11 protein-coding genes are annotated in these 19,440 nt (G+C 34.6%); 1 reads left to right on the top strand and 10 read right to left on the bottom strand.

The genetic code is table 11. From position 1 onward, the window contains the following. Positions 1-17: 17 nt before the first annotated feature. Positions 18-1,331, bottom strand: coding sequence for an acetylxylan esterase (locus OM075_RS03860; RefSeq protein ID WP_301189155.1), 1,314 nt, complete (start codon positions 1,329-1,331; stop codon positions 18-20). A 146-nt stretch (positions 1,332-1,477) separates the two neighbouring features. Here OM075_RS03860 and OM075_RS03855 point away from each other — a divergent pair, with 146 nt between their 5' ends. Continuing rightward, positions 1,478-4,006, top strand: a complete 2,529-nt coding sequence (locus OM075_RS03855; protein WP_301189154.1) for a hypothetical protein — start codon at positions 1,478-1,480, stop codon at positions 4,004-4,006. 198 nt (positions 4,007-4,204) lie between these two features. On the opposite strand, the gene OM075_RS03850 is transcribed toward OM075_RS03855, so the two are convergent. The 9 genes from OM075_RS03850 to OM075_RS03810 all read right to left on the bottom strand — a co-directional run bounded on the left by OM075_RS03850 (position 4,205) and on the right by OM075_RS03810 (position 19,433). Then, entirely contained in the window at positions 4,205-6,034 is a 1,830-nt protein-coding gene (locus OM075_RS03850) for a right-handed parallel beta-helix repeat-containing protein (RefSeq protein WP_301189153.1), read from the bottom strand. Positions 6,035-6,060: 26 nt separating this feature from the next. Next, positions 6,061-7,032: a glycoside hydrolase family 43 protein gene (locus OM075_RS03845; RefSeq protein ID WP_301189152.1), complete on the bottom strand. Its 972-nt coding sequence runs from the start codon at positions 7,030-7,032 to the stop codon at positions 6,061-6,063. A gap of 70 nt (positions 7,033-7,102) precedes the next feature. After that, positions 7,103-8,236, bottom strand: coding sequence for an endo-1,4-beta-xylanase (locus OM075_RS03840; protein WP_301189151.1), 1,134 nt, complete (start codon positions 8,234-8,236; stop codon positions 7,103-7,105). A gap of 5 nt (positions 8,237-8,241) precedes the next feature. Next, positions 8,242-9,711, bottom strand: coding sequence for an MFS transporter (locus OM075_RS03835; RefSeq protein WP_301189150.1), 1,470 nt, complete (start codon positions 9,709-9,711; stop codon positions 8,242-8,244). 17 nt (positions 9,712-9,728) lie between these two features. Next, positions 9,729-12,674, bottom strand: a complete 2,946-nt coding sequence (locus tag OM075_RS03830; protein WP_301189149.1) for a glycosyl hydrolase 115 family protein — start codon at positions 12,672-12,674, stop codon at positions 9,729-9,731. Between the two features lie 125 nt (positions 12,675-12,799). Beyond that, positions 12,800-14,377, bottom strand: a complete 1,578-nt coding sequence (locus tag OM075_RS03825) for a glycoside hydrolase family 43 protein (RefSeq protein WP_301189148.1) — start codon at positions 14,375-14,377, stop codon at positions 12,800-12,802. A 2-nt stretch (positions 14,378-14,379) separates the two neighbouring features. Beyond that, the gene (locus OM075_RS03820; protein WP_301189147.1) at positions 14,380-15,411 is read right to left on the bottom strand and encodes an NAD(P)-dependent alcohol dehydrogenase; all 1,032 of its coding nucleotides are present in this window, start codon (positions 15,409-15,411) and stop codon (positions 14,380-14,382) included. A gap of 116 nt (positions 15,412-15,527) precedes the next feature. Further along, complete coding sequence (locus OM075_RS03815; protein WP_301189146.1) at positions 15,528-17,003, bottom strand: MFS transporter; 1,476 nt, start codon at positions 17,001-17,003, stop codon at positions 15,528-15,530. A 348-nt stretch (positions 17,004-17,351) separates the two neighbouring features. Beyond that, positions 17,352-19,433 (bottom strand): RagB/SusD family nutrient uptake outer membrane protein, encoded by a 2,082-nt coding sequence (locus tag OM075_RS03810; RefSeq protein WP_301189145.1) that lies wholly within the window; start codon positions 19,431-19,433, stop codon positions 17,352-17,354. Between the last annotated feature and the right edge of the window lie 7 nt (positions 19,434-19,440).

Below are 19,440 nucleotides of genomic sequence, written 5' to 3'. Positions count from 1 at the left end.
AAAAATGAGCTTAACGATTACTTTAATTGAGTTCTAATCCAATCTAAAATAGAATGGCGAGTGGTTAATGAAATCCAGTGTTCTGTTACTGGCATTATTAACGCTTCTTTTTGTGTATTTAAGGTATTATAAACAATATAACTTGTTGTTGGAGGGCAAGTATTGTCATTAAATCCCCATGTCATAAATACCGGAACATTGATGTTTCTGGCAAAATTTACCACATCGTAATACTGCAATGTATTTAACTTTTCAGGCGTATCCATACCTTCAAACTTTGTAAATAAATGAGGATATCCACCAGCTCTGCCCATTTTATATCTGGCCATATCACTTAAAGCTGGATGATTGGCAGCACAGGCCGTAATTCTGGAATCAAGAGCTGTAGTTATTAGAGCCAGTGCTCCACCCTGACTTCCTCCTTGAGCTATAATATTTTTTCCATCCCACTCAGGTAATGTTGTCAGATAATCAATAACCCTAAGACATGAAAGATAAACCTTCTTCATGTAGTAATTATCCTTATTATCCAAACCATTTACTAAATAGCTATTATTCTTGTTCCCAAAGGCTCTGCTAATCTCGTCGTACGTTTGTTTATCTAAATTAGGTCTGATTCCATGAATCTCCATATCGAAACGAATAAAACCACTTTCAGCATAAAAAATATCTTTTAAAGGATTCATTGGTTTGATGCCAGCTCCGGGAGGAGAAAAAACAACCGGAAATTTACCTTTTTTATTAGGCATAGTTAAATATCCATATACACAGCTTGATTTTTCATAAGCCTGTATTTTAACCAGATAGCAATTCACTTTATCACTGGAATATTCAGGAATAAAGGTTTTTTCAACCACCATAGGACACTGATCAGCCTTTTCCTTTGCAGCCTTCCAAAATGAATCAAAATCAGATGGATATTTTGTATAGGCAGTTAGTTTGTCAGGATCGAATCCTACTTTAATATGATGCTTAAATTCCTCTCCTCCTAATTGTACCTTTAAACTCAAATCCAGAAAGCCCGGATATTTAAGAGTTCCCACATCAATGGTTACTATACCATTTTTAATATGAGCAACTCCGGATTGAACCTCTTCCATCAATTCTGGTGCAACACTATATTTTACAGTTAAGGTATCCAGCAAAATTCCATAATGATAGAGAGATACGGATACTTTTGCTTTTTCATTGGTTTTATATATCCAATCGGAATGATTGGGATTAGTTATCCACAGAACATCACTTCTATGAGGATAATTTTCTGCTTTCAATATGGTACTAAATACCAAAAGAAAGAAGAGTAAAAATGTTTGAAATATTGATTTATTCATAAGACGGACTATGTTTATTAAAAAGTAAAAATAAAAGCTCTGCTAACATATTACTAATAATAACATTAAAAAAGATTAATTCTTAATTACGAACTACATAAAATGGTTATAACTTTATCGCCCTTACTTTAAAATTCCAACTATAAATGAAAAAAACACTACTTCTAATCTTTCAAATTATAATATCATCGTATTGTTTTGGACAAAATCGTCTTCAATATAAATCTCTCGATGATTCCAATCCAATTCAGTTTAAAGGGAAAAGTATTATTTATCAAGGTTCCGAAATTACGTTAGGACCAAAAGCCTTTTTTATTGACGGACAACTCTCCGACGAAGAGGTGAACCAACATCCATTTGTTTATAATTCGATTAATAAGGCAGCTAAAGACCTAACACAGGGAACAGAAGAAGAGCCAATGGTTTTATATATTGCTCCATGGGTTTATTGGATTGATAACCCTGATGATTCGGAAATAAGAACAAAGGGAAATGATCCGGTTCCATACGGATTAAAAATAGATTGTGATTGGCTCCGGTTTTTTGGACTAACCAACAATCCTGAAAATGTAGTATTAGCATGTAACCGAGGTCAAACAATGGGAGCTACAGGAAACTTTACCATGTTCAGGTTTTCCGGCGATGGCACTTCTTCAGAAAACATCACCTATGGAAACTACTGCAATGTTGACTTGAATTTTCCTTTAAATCCAGCACTAAATCGCAAAAAGAGAGGTGACGCTATTGTTCAGGCGCAATTGATTCATTGCAATGGAGATAAAATTGTAGCACGAAATACTCATTTTATCAGTCGGTTAAATCTATGCAATTTTATTGGCGCTAAGCGAATTCTTTTTGACCGATGCCACATGGAATGCACCGATGATGCACTTTGTGGAACTGGCGTATATTTAAATTGTACTTTTAATTTCTTTAGTTCAAAACCATTTTATAATACCGTACAAACTGGCTCTGTCTTTTTAAATTGCGATATAAACTCCGTAACACATGGCAACCAATATTTTACCAAAGCCAATGGACAAGTAGCCGTAATCGATACACGCATAAATGGTGACAATGTTAAATATGTAGGTTGGAGAGACAATCCTCCACATGAGATGAAAAACTACCAGTATAATGTCTCTTTAAATTCGAAGCCAATAATCATAAGCGAAAATGATCCCGCCACAACTATCAATATAACAAACCTACCTATATTGAATGCTTATAGAATTCAATTAGAAGATACGGTAATTTATAATACTTATAACCTATTAAAAGGAAACGATGATTGGGATCCTTGTGGTATTAAAGAAAAAGTATTGCAAGCTGAAAAACTTCATCATAAAAAGTATACAGATTTGCCTACACAAATTCGGATTCCATCAAGTCGTAATACAATTGAAACGGATAGAGAAGCTATATCTTTAGGTGCAATTGTAAACCGTTTTGGTAGTTACCCAATAGAGAATGCAAAATTAACCTGGTTTGTAGCCTCTGAAGATAGCTCCATCGTTAAATTAATCCCTTCTTCAAATACTTTATCATGTAAAGTAATTGCTACAAATAATAATGATAATATAGAAGAAGTAATTCTACATGCCACAAATGATTTAGGTTTAGAGGCTGCTAGTGTGGTTATGGTTTCGCCATTAAAACTTGAAGCGCCTAATTTCACTAAGTTTCCAGAACTATCTAAACCTTCAAAAGGTATTATCACAATCGACTATACACTTGATATGGAATACGAGGATGAATCCATCATAACCTGGTACAGATGCGATAATAAGGAAGGTAGGCATCCCATAGAAGTGATGGTTTCACGATTAAAAGAACCTTTAAAGATATACGATTTATCAAGTGCAGATATTGGTTATTACATCATGGCTACTGTAGCTCCAAAACATTTAAGATGTGAACCAGGGAAAGCCATAAAAGTCATAACAAGAAAGCCCGTTTCAAGTAAAAATATTGTTTCGAATGACCTGTCTTATTCAACAGACTTTAAAAATGTATCGGTTAAAAACCAATTTCAGATTATTCCCGGATTTTGGACGTTCAGACCATTGGAAACGATAAAGGATGGACAAATAATTCCTGCCGATACAACTAAAAACGCATGGTATTATGGTAAGGGTTATGAAGGCAATGCAAACATGTCAGGACTTCTTCAAACAGGCAGAAGTGCTACAATGCTTTATACTCCATCAAAAAATACTTGTACCAATATGCAACTAAAAATGACTGTTTCACCGTTTAAAACGGCTGGTCAAGGTTTTAGCGTGGCACCATTATATATGGATATTCTTATCAAATTCGACAATAAAAACATGTCGGGTTATGGTTTACGATTTATAAGAACCACAAAATATGGCAATGCTGTTGATTGCTACTTTGTGAAATACGAAAATAATGAAGTAAAACAGATAAGCGAAGCTGTAACTACAAGCTGCTTCCGATCTCCTTGTTTAATTGATTTAAAAGTTGACGGAAACCAACTAACAGCTCATGTTTCTACAACTAAGAAATACCCAGCTTATACAAAACATCCAGAAATTGTTCCGGAAGTCAATATCAAAACAGCAATTGACAACACTCCTTTTTCAGGCTTTGGAATTCAATACAATGGAGGTTCTACTACTATGATTAACAAAGTAGATGCTCAATGGGAATAGATACAGATTAATGTTTAACTATTGCGATGCAATTACATTTCCCATAAAAATTGGGTAGTTTAGATTGGGTACTGGAGCTGAAAATCTCCAGTACTCATTCTATTATTTTAAAAGAAGTGTGTAGATTTTAGAATCTATGTAAAGATAAAGATTGTAAATTATGCATTTTGACCATGAAATGGTTTCTTAAAACACTCACTAATAGGCACCAACTCTTATCGTTTTTTTATCTGAACTTAGCTTTACAACGCTATCAATTTCTTTCGGTAATTTTGACCCTTTTACGTCAGGTAAAAAATTTGTTGATAAATGAAAATCCCCTATCTCAATACATTTGAATAAAGGACCTTTATAATTCGTTAATACTATGCTTCCTTTGCCAAATTCAGGATATGTATTGCTCACATCTTTTAATGTTTTATATGGAGCTTTACTGTTAACAAACGATTCATCAACCACATAATAATCCTGAGAATCAGAAACAGTGTTTACCCAAATATTATTTGACATTCTGGCTACAGAAGGAACCTTAAGCTTACTACACAAATCCTCTGGCTGAGCTACAAATAGTAAAGGTCCCTGATATTTTTCTGTATTAACAACGATATTATTCACAAACTGATGACCTGTTCGTTCGTCAACATCAGGGCCAGTACTAGGATGCCATCCAAAATGATCATTTTGTGCACTTCGAGCAGTTCTGCCAAAAACTGGCAAACTATTTACAAAGGTGTTATTAAAGACTTTAACATTATTACTGTTTAAAATCAAGCAACCATGATCACAGTTATTAAATACATTACCGGCACAAATTGCTCCTTTTGATATTTCAAAGAAGAATGCGTTACGACTGGGATAAACACTATTCGTTGAAAATTCTTTTCGTGGAGCACCTACACCCTGCAAATAATTATTTACAAAAACACCATCTACATTACCTACATCATACCATACTCCATTTGATTCAGGCAGATCAATTACAAGATTATCTCTGAATACAGCTCTATAACATTGATTAAATATTTTAACTGCTGCAGGATAATAACCATCTAAAATCTCAATATTATTACGAGTGAAAATATTTTTTTCTATCAGAATATCGTCTGAACTCACCACATAAAGTCCTTCTGTACTGGTATCAGAGATTTTACAATTTCTAAATACAAAATTGTCTCCAATAATATTGACTCCCATTCTGGCACAGAATGACATGGTGCAATTTTCAAAAGTTGTACCCACAACATCATTACCATGATCCGAATCGTTTGATAATCCTTCTGGATAATAACCTTCCACGTCAATTATTCGATGCGGATATTGTGAAAATTCAATTCCGCGAACTACAGGACCAATTTTATCAGACTTTTTACCGTGCACATCCACTGTTGTACGAATTAATCCTCTTGAAAAAGCTGTGATTTCAACTTGCTTATTTTTTGGATCAATTCCGATATAAACATGATGATTTTTGTAATCGATATAATAAGTATTCTCATTCACTTCTCCCTCCCATCCTGCAGATTGAAGGAATTTACCATCTACAAAAACCATATCATTGTTAAAACGATGTAAAGGAATATAAGTGCCATGTCGATGGCGACGCCACCAACTTTGAGGTTCTGATGGAAATAAAAGATCCCAGGATGTACGCCATAAACCATTTTCAAGATGCTCCCATTCCGAGGCAATTTTTGTCCCTTTAATTACTGGAGTTTCGTCTTTATAAGGTTGAATTGTGATGCCCTGATTAAATTTTAAGTCTCCCGAACGATAAGTACCTCCTCGCATTACAATTGCATCTCCTGAATTAACTTTTTCCAGAGCAGATTCAATTGTTGTCGGTGTGGTTAGTTTTAATCCATCAGCATTTGAATTACCTTCAGGTGAAACAAAATATATCGTTCCTGAAACTTCAGGCAATTCATAGGTCTTTTGAACCGGTCCATATGGTCCTCCCGAAGGTTGAGCCCGCAAAAATACGGGACTCAACAGGAAAACAACAAAAATAAAATAAGTCAATTTACACATTGAATATTTCTTTAACTGTGAAACTATTACTTAGCTGTACCTTCAATAGTTTTTATCGATCCATCTGCATTATATTCCAATTCCACCACTTTTAAACTTCTCAACCATGTTTTACCCTTTGATGGCACACAATCATGATGAAATAAATACCATTTTCCTTTAAACTCACAAATTGAATGGTGTGTAGTCCAACCCACAACAGGAGTTAATATCACTCCTTGATAAGTAAACGGACCATAAGGATTATCTCCTGTAGCATAACACAACTTGTGGGTATCACCTGTTGAGTAGGAGAAATAATACTTTCCATTATACTTATGCATCCAGGATGCTTCAAAAAATCTACGATCGTTATCTCCTGATTTTAAAGGATTCCCAATTTCATCCAGAATAACCAAGTCTTTTGGTTCTTCGGCAAATTCAAGCATATCATCAGAAATCTTAACGACTTTAGGACAAAGTGCATCCTCATCATCTGCAGGAAATACGCCACCAGCTTCAAGAGCTTTATTATTTCGATAGCGCTGCAACTGACCACCCCAAAGACCGCCAAAATACATGTAGTAATTACCATCTTCCTCAAATACACATGGATCTATCGAATAACTACCTTTCATTGGTGCTTCCAGCGGAATAAAAGGCCCCTCTGGTTTGTCACTAATGGCAACACCTATTCTAAAAATATCTGTTTGATCTTTTAATGGGAAATATACATAGTACTTACCATCTTTGTGTGCAGCATCACAATCCCATAGCTGTCTCCCAGCCCATGGAATATCTTTTACATCCAGTGCTACACCATGATCTGTTACCTCTCCATCAATAGAATCCATTGAAAATACATGATAATCTCGCATATCAAAATGATCTCCATTATCATTCTCAGGAATCCCGGATTCAACATCATGGGACGGATAGATGTAAAGTTTTCCATTAAACACATGTACTGCAGGATCTGCAGTATATAAATGATCTACTAAATACCTTGGCTCTTTCATATTAATTAATTGATTTATAATTTTTGATACCTTTTAAACATTTCTCTCTCATTAAAATGCGTTGTGTGTTTTATATACTTGTACTTTCTGTAATTAATCTCTCTACAACCGGTTTGGCTTTATATTCCCTATCAAATAATAAAGGATAATCTGTTCTTGTTTCAATAGGCCAGTAATTTCGCCATGACTGGGTATCATTTACACCCCATAGTGTAACTCTGTCAATTTTGTCACTGTGTTTTTCAAACATTTTAAACAGCTCATAGTATTTTTGATTCAACATAACATCAACTGAATCAGGTAAACCAGCAGAATACGGATCATACTTTTTATTAAATTCATGACTTAAACCAACATCTGCAGTCATTGATTTTTCAGGCCATGGTAATACTGTTATATCCAACTCTGTAATCATAACCGGAATATTAAGTTCTGAAAGCTTTAATATAGACTGTTCAACGCGTTCGATAGATGGATTATCTAAACTATAATGACCTTGCATACCAACCCCATGAATTGGGACGCTATCTTTTTGTAATTCCCTGATAAATGCAATTATACCATCTCTCTTTGAAGGAATAGTCATTGCATAATCATTATAATAAAGTTTAGCATCAGGATCTGCTTCATGTGCAAACTCAAAAGCCAGTTTAAAATAGTCCGGTCCAATAATTTTATAATATTTGCTTTCTCTTAAACTTCCGTCATTTTCAAAAGCTTCATTTACAACATCCCACGCAGTTACGCGTCCTTTGTAACGACCTATCAATGCGAATATGTGATCTTTCATTCGTTCAATAAGCACTTCTCTACTTACCTCATTTCCTTCCTCATCTGTAAAAAACCAATCAGGAACCTGTGAATGCCAAACCAATGTATGTCCATGCATAAACATGTTGTTTTTAACTCCAAAATCAACAAACTGATCAGCCGTACGAAAATCATAAGTCCATTCTTTTGAAAAGATGCGTTCAGCTTTCATACAATTTTCTGCAACAAGGGCATTGAAATGTTGTTTTACAAGTTCAATTGCCAAAGTATCCTCTCCTTTAATTTGAAGGGTATCAAGAGCAGTTCCAATTAAGAATTTTCCTTCAAAAACATCTTTCAATCCTGATGATGACTTTTCTTGAGGTTCTTTTGTTACACATCCCAACGCAAGTAAGGATAATAGTACGTAAATGATTGTATAGATTGTTTTCATTATAGCTATGATGTTTTAATTCGTCGTTCTTTTAATTCTTTTTCGATTACTAATTCCTTGTTTTTATCTATCTCGTAAAAAAGCAAGCATATAAAGGCCAATATGAAAGTGATGGCGGGATAAACGCTAACCGACATTTTAATACCTGCAATTGTTTCAGCATTTTGCATAACAAGCTGTTCTTGATATCCATATCGGGCTAAAATGGCAGCAACCAAAGCCCCTCCAATACTCAATCCCACTTTTAATCCAAAAATCATTACTGAAAAATTAAAGGCTGTGGCTCTTCTGTAATTTTTCCATTCTGAGAAATCAACCACATCTGCTATCATTGACCAGAGTAGAGGAATGGTAATCCCATAAGAAAATCCATGTAACATCTGAGTAAAAAATACCATGCCTATTGAATCTGGCTGATAAAATACAAACACCGATAATGTGAAAGCTGATAGTATTAGTCCTGCAGAAAATACAATCCTTTTTCCATATTGATTTGCTAAACTTTTAGATGTAATAATACCTATAATCATTAAAATAATTCCCTCCGCATTAAAGAGTCCAAACGCAGATTCTGAAGGATTTTCAGGCCACTGAAACCCAATTAATCCCAAACTTTTAAAAAAGGCATTTAACGCTTCAACATAACTATTGAAACCTATATCATTTAAAAACTTAGCTAAATGGGGTTCACTCAGGTAATGTTTAAAATAATAAACATGCATACCAGACTTTAATGTCAGTGTAATAAAAACAAAAATAGTGACCATAAATAAGATGATTCCTGGTTTATTATTGGCTAAATCAGTAAAATCAATTTTAACACTGGATTTTTGAGCAGCATTTGTTTCAACGCGTTCTTTTGTAGCGTAGAAAGATATCACAAATAGCATAATTCCAATGACAGCAAGAATTCCTATTGCATTTTCAAATCCTCGTGTTTTATCACCATCACCTAAAATTAAGCTTAGTGGTAAAAGTAAAGTCTGAACAATAAACTGCGCTACCATTACCGCCAAAAACCGATATGAAAAAACACTGTTTCGTTGCACCATTTCACCAGTAATAACGCCACTTAAAGCAGAATACGGAACATTATTAGCAGAATAGGCAATTACTAACAGCGTATAGGTAGTAAATGCGTAAGCCAGCTTACCCTGTAAACTAAAATCGGGCGTTGAAAATGCCAGAATTGACATTATTCCCAGAGGAATAGCAGTCCAAAGAATCCATGGTCTGAATTTACCCCATTTAGTATTTGTTCTATCAGCAATAATTCCCATTACCGGGTTAAAAAATGCACCAACCATACCTCCAACGAATATAATTCGAGAAGCAGTTCCCGGGTTAATTTTGTAAACGTCAGTATAAAAAAATGCCAAAAAGGTTACAATAGTTTGAAAGATCAGGTTTGCCGCCAAATCTCCCAAACTATAGCCTATTTTCTCTTTGACCGATATCTTATCTGATGTAATCATCGTTATCCTTAAATATTTTACTTCTTGATAATTGATTCTGGTGGTCCTAAATACGATACTTTCAAACCGCCATTATTCACCACAATTTTTTGGAGTATTACTCCTCCATTTATCATGAAATATTTTAAAGTATGCTGTCCCTGGCCATTCAATTTAAGCCTTACCTGTTTGGTAATAATTTTATTACTCACAGCACTATTAAACCAATCGGGATAGGTCCAATCCCGAATCTCCATTCCTTCATGCATATAAACTACTTCCGGTTTTTGATCATCTACAGACAAGGCAAACTTCAAACCTTCTCCTCCAACAAAATTTAATGTGGGTGATAAGAATACAGTAACCTCTACTACTTCATTTTCGGGTGCATGTAATAAATAAAAATCGTAAGCTAAATATGGATTATCTGATACATTTGAGTGCTCTTTTGATCCTGTAACCGGAAAGCTACTCATTCCAGAATCTGTTTTGCTCAACCCGGGTATTTCTTTCCATTCAATATCCTCAGTATTCAATTTTGCAGCGTAGTTATTAGCTTCCATACTCACATATCCATTTCTTTCAATAAAACCAACAGGCTTATCATCTTCTGACAGCTTTAAAGCATTTACTAAAACAGTGACCTCATCATTATCTTCTGAGTGTATCAATAACTTTGAATAATGACGGCCATCTTTTAATTTAGACCAATCTATACTTACTTCAATTTTCTGTTGATCTTTGATAACGCCATTAGTTTCAGATACCTTAATCCATTCATCCTGATTTATTATACTATAATTAAAGCTCTTACTTCCTCTGTTAAATATTTCCACATAAAAATGCTGATCATTAAAAACATCGAATTCGGGTAGATTAAGAGCAACAGTATCCTGTGGCCAAAATAATTCAGAACCTTCTGCAACCACTCCCAATGATGAATTATCAGACAATGCAATCTTCTCTGTTTTAGGCATTACATTAAAAGGAGGTTGTTGCCAGTAAGTGTAACCAATATGTGTTTGCGACATGATATGATTCCATTTACCATCAGAAACTTTAGTATGATAATAGTCTGCTAATTCTGCATCATAATCAAATAGCTCTTTAACTTTATCAGCCATATTGTTTGTGAGTGCTCTTCCCTGTGTGGCATATTGCAAATTTTTAGCATGCGTATAATAGAGTTCGTATAAATTTGAACATGCTAAAACCGGAAAGTGAACCAACTGATAATACGCATCTTTCATTTCCTCAGGCAACTCATTAAACACATCTGTAGATTCCTTTGCCAGATCCTTATATGCGTTTGTAACCGTTTCAAATTCGCGGTAATTAGTTAAACTATAAGTATCAGAATAAAGTAATTCTGGAGTACGGCGACCATTATATTTTGTATACAGATCCAATATATTTGCTATCTGATCTGCATATTGATCTCCAAATTGCTCTTGTGCCCAATTACTTGTATAATGATCTAACTTTTCCAAAGGAATACTTTCCGGATTCCATGCATAATCTAAAAAGAATGAGATAGGTAATTCCATTGGTTTTAAATCACCAACATTCACAATCCATATTTGATCCACTCCGTATTGATAACATAAGTTCATTTGTTCCCAAATACGGGGAATAGGACTGGTATTTAACCATTTGTAATTTCGAGGACCTCCAACAAAATCAAAATGATAATACATGCCATAACCACCTTTTCGCTTTGGTGCATCCAAATCAGGTAATTTTCTTACATTGCCCCAATTATCATCGCATAAAAGTAAGGTAACATCATCAGGCACCCTCATTCCCTCATCATAATACTCCTGCACTTCTTTATATAGAGCCCATAGTTGAGGTGTTTCTTCGGCCGGTTTACCGGTTACTTCTTCTATAATCTCACGTTGATTTTCTACTATTCGCTCTAACAGTTTGGTATTGGTTTCTTCACTCATACTCTCATCACCATCACCACGCATTCCAATTGTTACAATTTTATCCCAGTTGTTCATGCGTTCCATTCCACCTTGCCAAAACTTGTCGAGTGTATCTTTATTTACAGTATAATCCCAAGCTCCTGAGCCATATCTTCGCCATTCAATATGTGCTCTTCCCAAAGGTTCATGATGCGATGTTCCCATCACAATGCCATATTCATTGGCTAATACTCCATTCATTGGATCATCATCATAAAAACCATTACTCCACATGGCTGGCCATAAATAATTCCCCTTTAAGCGAAGAATAAGCTCAAACACATTCTCATAAAACTTATGGTTAAATCCTCCAAACTTTTCCTTTGACCAGCCACTTAAAGCAGGAGCCTCATCATTTAAAAAGATACCCCTGTATTTTACTTTAGGTTCGCCCAGATTATATCTGCCCTGCTTTACGAATATTTTTTCTTGTTTTTTTACCGGAACATCGGCCCACCAATACCAAGGTGAAACTCCAATTTTTCGAGAAACATCAAACATAGCGTATATTATTCCTCGTTTATCACTTCCGGTTATAACCAATGCCTTTTTAATGTTTGGGAAGGGATTATCAACCACTTCAATCAATGAATTCTCCCATTTCCCAATAATGTCTTTTGTGTTGATTTTGCCTTGATCAGCTAACTGTTTAATAAAGGGATTTTTATCAATTGATCCAACGATCACAATTTCATCTACCTCTGGAAGAGAATCTAAAAATAGCATTGGCTCTATTCCTGAAACTTCAGAGATGTCCTTCTGAAATAATTTTGCAACTCTATTAACACCTGAATAATCGGCCTGCGATATTATTATTGGAGCTACTTGCTGCTCGTTTAATAATGTGAAGCTATTTTGACTAATAGAATGAGTAATATAATTAGTTGGTGCATTAGTTATACTTTTATCATGAGAAGTATTATTACAACTAATATTTCCGATAAGCAGACCAATTAATGCCATATAAGCTATTACCAATCTATGAACCAATACCCTTTTTACTAAACATTTCATTGTTATGTTGTTTAAATGATAACATGTACCGGAACAAACAATGCTATTTGTTCCGGTACACAGTGTTAATCCAAAAACCAATATTCATATTTACTAACGATATGAATCTTTTCTATTTCGCTTTGCTATTTTGCTTCATATTTGAACCAATCAAAATCAGCAAATGACTTTGATTCCTGTTTATTTGAACTGGCATACATTCCAATATAGCTACCGGTAAATCCTTCATTAACAGTAGAACTTAATAATGAAGCTTTCAGTCCTTTTTTAAACAGATTCATCTCTGACTCTGAATCCCCATAATAAAAATCATAAGAAGTATCAAAAGCCTTTATTCCCAACAATATTTTACTGCTATTCTCAATAGAAATTTCTTCAAGTAATTCATATTTTGAATTTTCTGTTTGATACAGACGAAGCACACTTTGATCTGCTTTTTTAGCGACTACCATAGAATAATTAAAGCGATCATCACTTAACAATACAATGCCTGCTTCCTCATTTTCTGTATCCGGTGTAAAATCCATCGCAACAATAGCTTCAAAGTTTTTATGTTGCTGTCTTCTGCCAATAAAAGCAGGTGTACATATTTCATGAATCACTTCGGGTTGAAGATAAATCCTTAAATGACTCTCTCTCTCTGTAAGACTAAAAAACTCTTTTTTATATGGTTTAACTGTATTCCAAATCATACTCAATTCACCATCAAAATCGTCTTTTGCATCTAACTTAGGATAGGAATGTTCTTCGAGATTTGGTCTTCGTTCCTCCTCTTGAATTAAACCATAAGGAGTATCTAATCTAATCCAACCATCTTCATCCCAAACAATAGGTGCTAAAAATGTTTCTCTACCCAAATTATAATTAATGCCTTCGTATGGTCGCACTCCTAATAAAACCATCCACCATTCGCCATTTTGTGTTTCAACAATATCTGCATGTCCCACAACAGAAATTGGATTCATTAATGATACATGGCGATGTGTTACTACCGGATTTCTTGGACAGATTTCGTAATCACCATCAATTGTTTTACTTCGGGCCATCATAACACTATGATTGGTAAAAGTTCCCCCCTCAGCTACAATAAGATAGTAATAGCCATCTTTTTTATAAATATGAGGTGCCTCGATCCATTTACTTGTAGTTCTGTTACCATTCCAAATCAATTTTATATCTCTGATAATTTGAAATGATTCCGGATCCAATTCACAAAGATAGATCGCATGATGACCTTCATATTCGCTTTCCTCTTTTGGAATGATACAGTTACCTGCATACCAAACTTTTCCATCATCATCAAAAAAGATAGAAGGATCAATTCCATCAGCACCTTCAATAAAAACAGGATCACTCCATGGTCCCGCAGGATTATCTGCCGTAATAATAAAATTATCCCTTCTTGCCTCTCTTCCTTCAGAAACGAAAGTATTTATGATATAAAACTTCCCTTCATTAAAACGAATTGTGGGAGCCCATAATCCTAGTGATGTTTCACAATTTTTATAATCCAGTTGATTCGTGCGTTCAATACCATGTCCAATTTGTTCCCAGTTTACCAAATCCTTACTATGAAAAATTGGTAATCCCGGATAGTAAACAAATGAAGAAGTAACCATGTAGTAATCATCTCCTACCCTACATATAGAAGGATCAGGATAAAAACCACTCAAAATTGGATTACTAAAAGTTTTTTGACTCATAATTACATTTTGATAACTGCCTTAACAATATCTTCCTTATTATTCACACACTTTGTTAATCCATCTTGTATGTCATCAAAATCAAAAGTATCTGATACAATTTTTTGAATTGGTACAATACCTGCAGCAACACTTTCAATAGCTAAAGGGAAAATATTACGGTATCTAAAAACTGATTTAATGGTAATCTCTTTATCCAGAATTAAATTAACCGGAACATTGACGGTTTCTTTGGCACTATAACCAACAAAAACAACCGTTGAGCCTTTTTTGGCTACATGCAACAACTGAGAAATAGTTACTTCTGCTCCAGCTGTTTCTATTGATAAATCAATCCCCTTGCCTTCTGTCAATTCCATGATTTTATCAACAGTATTCTCATTCTTAGCATTGATAACTCCTGTTGCGCCAATTTCCATAGCTTTTTCCAATCGTTTCTCAACAACATCAACCACGTATACTTTAGAAACGCCCATAGCCTTTAACGCCATTACGCTTACCAAACCAATGGCACCAGCACCTGTTACAACAGCTGTTTGTCCCACAGTAGCTCCACCTTGCACAGCAGCATGAAATCCAACTGCTAAAGGTTCAATTAATGCTCCTTCTTTGGTACTTACATTATCAGGTAATTTGAAGCATAAACTGGCTTCGTGTGTGACATATTCCTGAAAAGTTCCAGGAACCGGAGGTGTAGCAAAAAAGATAACATCTTCACATAAATTATACTTTCCTGATTTACAATGCTCACATTCTCCACATGTTTTTCCTGGTTCAAGGGCAACTCTGTCTCCTTCCACTAAATGAGTTACTTCGCTTCCAACTTTAACAACGGTACCTGCACACTCATGACCTAAAACAAAAGGTGTTTCTACAATAAAGTTACTGATTCTTCCATGCTCAAAATAATGAAGATCAGATCCGCAAACACCCACATATTCCAGCTTTATTAATACTTCATTATCCAAAGGCACTGGAATTTCAGCCTTAACAATTTCGACCTTATTTAATTCAGTCATTACTGCTTGTTTCATATGCTCTATTTTTATTGTAATGGTTGTATAAAACTGACTGGATATAAAGATTCTGTATAGCAGATATCATTCATTTCTCTAGCCAAGTTTCAACACCCTTGTTTATTAAACTTTATTCAATTCACTTTTGTACTTCTTCTTCTGGTAAGCTCCTGCTCTATTTCTACTTCTTTGTTTTTATCTATTTCGTAGAAAAACAAAAATCCAACTGCAATAAAAAATGTAACAGCAGGTATAATACTCATCGATAATTTAATACCTAAAACAGTTAGATCTGATTGCACAGGTATTGTCTCGGCATATCCAAACCAACCTAATATTCCTGCTACAAGTGCACCTCCAACACTTAATCCTACTTTTAAACCGAAAATCATGGCAGAAAATATTATAGCGGTAGCACGCCGGTTGTTTACTACTTCAGAATAATCTGCTACATCAGCAATCATTGCCCACAATAATGGAATGGTAACTCCATAACTTAATCCATGTAATACCTGAATTAGAAAAATTAATCCAATGGCTTGCGGACTGCAAAAAATAAACGATAACTGAAATAATGCAGATATTAGCACTCCATATTTAAAAACATCCCGTTTCCCATATTTATCAGCAAGGCGTTTCGAAAATGTAATTCCCACAATCATAAAAATGGTTGCTAAGGCATTAAATAAACTATATCCGGATGTAGCTACTTCTTTGGGCCATTGAAAACCATGTAAGCCCATGCCTACAAACATATTATTCAATCCATCTATAAATCCATAGAAACCAATATCGCTTAAGAAATTATCAAGATTTTGATTATTTATAAAATCCTCAAAATAATATACATACATACCACCTTTTAACGATACTGTGACGAAAATAAATATGACCACACCACACATCATTATCCAGGGTTTGTTTTTAAACAAATCGGATAGATCCTGCTTTACAGAAGAAGATTGCTCTACACTGGGAATAATACGTTCTTTTGTTGTTAGAAATGTTATGATAAAAAAGATGGTTCCGGTAATTGCAAATGTCATCATTACTTTCTCGAAGCCCAGCGCTCTATCGCCATCTCCCATTATTAGTGCTAGTGGTAATAAAAACACCTGAATAATAAACTGAGCAATCATTACGGCAGTAAAACGATATGAAGAAATACTATTTCGCTCCTTCATATCTCCAGTCATAACACCACTTAATGATGCATAAGGTAAATTATTTGCCGAATATATTAACACTAAGAATATGTAGGTAACCAAGGCATATATAATCTTACCTGTCATGCCAAAGTTAGGTGTAGTAAAGGCTAAAATAGCTGACAAACCAAAAGGAATTGAAGTCCATAAAACCCATGGTCTGAATTTTCCCCAACGGGTATTTGTTCGATCAGCAATCATACCCATAACCGGGTTAAAGAATGCCCCAAACATTCCACCAAAAAATATAATTGCAGAAGCTGTTGTTGGTGGAATTTTATACAAATCAGTATAAAAAAAGGCAATAAAGGCCATTAATGTTTGAAAAATCAGGTTTGCAGCGAGGTCACCCAAACTATATCCTATCTTTTCAACAATTGAAATTTTTTCTGAAGAATCTGACATTTTGTATATTTTATCTTATTAGTTTTTATTGATAAACTAACCTGAAAAACTATCATTCGTAAATACACAATTGTGGATTAATATTTTATGCTTTATAAAGAACCCCTTCCTTTTAGTTACATGTATTCCACTTCGTATGTATTACCTGATAATTATTTTCTACAAATCACATTTGGCTAATCTTATCAATACTTTCAATAGGTTGGGTATTTTATTGCCATAGTTCTTCCATTCTAAGAACTAATCTGTTCTACTCATTTTTTCTGATTGATTTTAAGATTTGAGTTTAAAAGGAGTAGCTACAAAATAAATGTAGCTACTCCATATCAATGAGTTATTTAAATCTTTTTAGTTTGCATAACCAGGATTCTGGTATTCTGCTTTTTCTGCTTCAGTCATTGTCATTCTGTCTAATTGACCTCTAGGAATAGGTCTTAAATATAGATATGGCTGAATACTTCTGGTATGAGTTTCTGCTACATGATCATACTTAGAACTTCCTGCTATTTCATAGGTTGCTGCAACTTCTGACCATTTTTGCGTTCTAACTAAATCAAACCATCTGTAACCTTCCCCAAAATACTCACGAGAACGTTCTTGTAAGATATAATCAATATCAACTATTGCAGGTGTTGCATCCATCATAGCCTGACTATTATCTTCAACTCTTTCTTCTCTATTTTTATTATAGTAGCGCCATTTACCAGCTCGTGCTCTAATAACATTGATCAAGTCACGAGCACTCTTTCCTGCTGTTGTAGCTGCACCTTTAACTGCTGCTTCTGCTGCAATAAAATATAGTTCTGAAAATTTAGCAATATTAAATGGACGTGTAATACCACCATTAGGTGCACCTAAACCACCATTATTATCAGTACGATAAGTTCCTAATTTCCATAATCCTGGGTATTTTTTTCTGCTTATTGCATTTGGTGGAATAACCCAATCTGATCTATCAGGTAGAATTCCTGCTCCAATACCTGTTGGATCAAAAAGTGATTCTTCTGCATTATTTTCATTCACAAACTTTCCTTCCGTAGGATAACGAACCGAGATTGCAGGAATCTCATCTAAAAATGTAAGAACTGGTTCATCCATTGCAATTGGCATATTATGAGAATTATATGCAAATTCATAGGTATCCCCTCCTTTTTGCCAATTACCTCTATAACAAGTTACAAAAGTTCCATCATATCGTGAGTCATTAGTTTTATCAGCAAAGGTATTTGTAATTGCACCAATAGTTGGAGCCATCCTTGTCCATGGTCGGCCAAAATCCTGAGCTGCTTCTCTTTTTACAGATGAAGTGCTACTCCAAGTACCTCCATGATTAGAAAGTAATTGATTAAAACTGGTCGCAGCACTTGTTTGTGATAGTCCGGCAATATCATAAAAATCAATATTTGCTCCAGCGGCACTTGAACTTCTAATTTCTGTATAGTTCCATGTTACCATCCATACAGCACAGTTATCTCCAGTACCAGCTCCACTATAAGTTAAACTAGCTCCGTTATATTCTTCACTATCTTCTGTGCGGTCTGCATATAATAAGATCTCATTATTTCTATCGTTGCTACCTAAATGCACATCATAATAAGTTGGTTGTAAACCAAAATTACCAGGATTATCAATTCCTTCTGTAGCCACATCATAAGCTTGTTGGTAATACCATGAAGCATCGTGACCATCAGGATCTACTCTACTTGTTTCTGGGTAAGTAGGAATATTGTTAGGATTTTCTAACCACCAAGCATAAGTAAGATACGCTTTAGAAAGATATAAACGAGCTACTGTTTTTGTAACACCACCAGTTACACGACCTTCGTCAGGTAGATCATTTACAGCTTTTACCAAATCAGGAAAGATAGCTTTTGTATATACCTCTGAAACTGTATTACGCACTGAAGTTCTTAATGGAGAAGTATTGAACATTAATTCTCCTGCTCCTAAATCTAAAGGAACCCCACCAAAAGTTTGAACTAATGCAAAATAATCGAATGCTCTGAAGAATCTTGCTTCTGCAATTAAGGCATCAGAAAAAGTACCAACAGCCTCAGCATTTTCTATAATTCCACTAGCTGTATTAATATTTCTAAATGAGGCACCCCATAATACATCTGATCTACTTGTTTCTGATGAAATTTCACCTTCACCTGTCAAATCCATTACTTTAAAGTTCTGGTCAGCACTTTGAGCATAAGTATATTCGTCAGTTCCTGTTTCTAATGTATTATAATAATACGCTTGTCCATAGATATCTCTTAAATTGGCATATAGTGAAGTTATACCCGCATTAATACCACCTTCTGTAGAAAAATAACTAGGCTCATACTTATCGCGTGGCTGTTCTTCTAAAATATCTGAGCAGGACATTAGGAACATTGTCATTAAAACAGCTCCTATAGTAGCTTTTATATTTAATTTATTCATCTTCATC

Origin of the sequence: Plebeiibacterium sediminum, from assembly GCF_026013605.1 — a bacterium.
Taxonomy (GTDB): domain Bacteria; phylum Bacteroidota; class Bacteroidia; order Bacteroidales; family Marinilabiliaceae; genus Saccharicrinis; species Saccharicrinis sediminus.
This window is presented reverse-complemented; position numbering and strand designations above follow the sequence as displayed.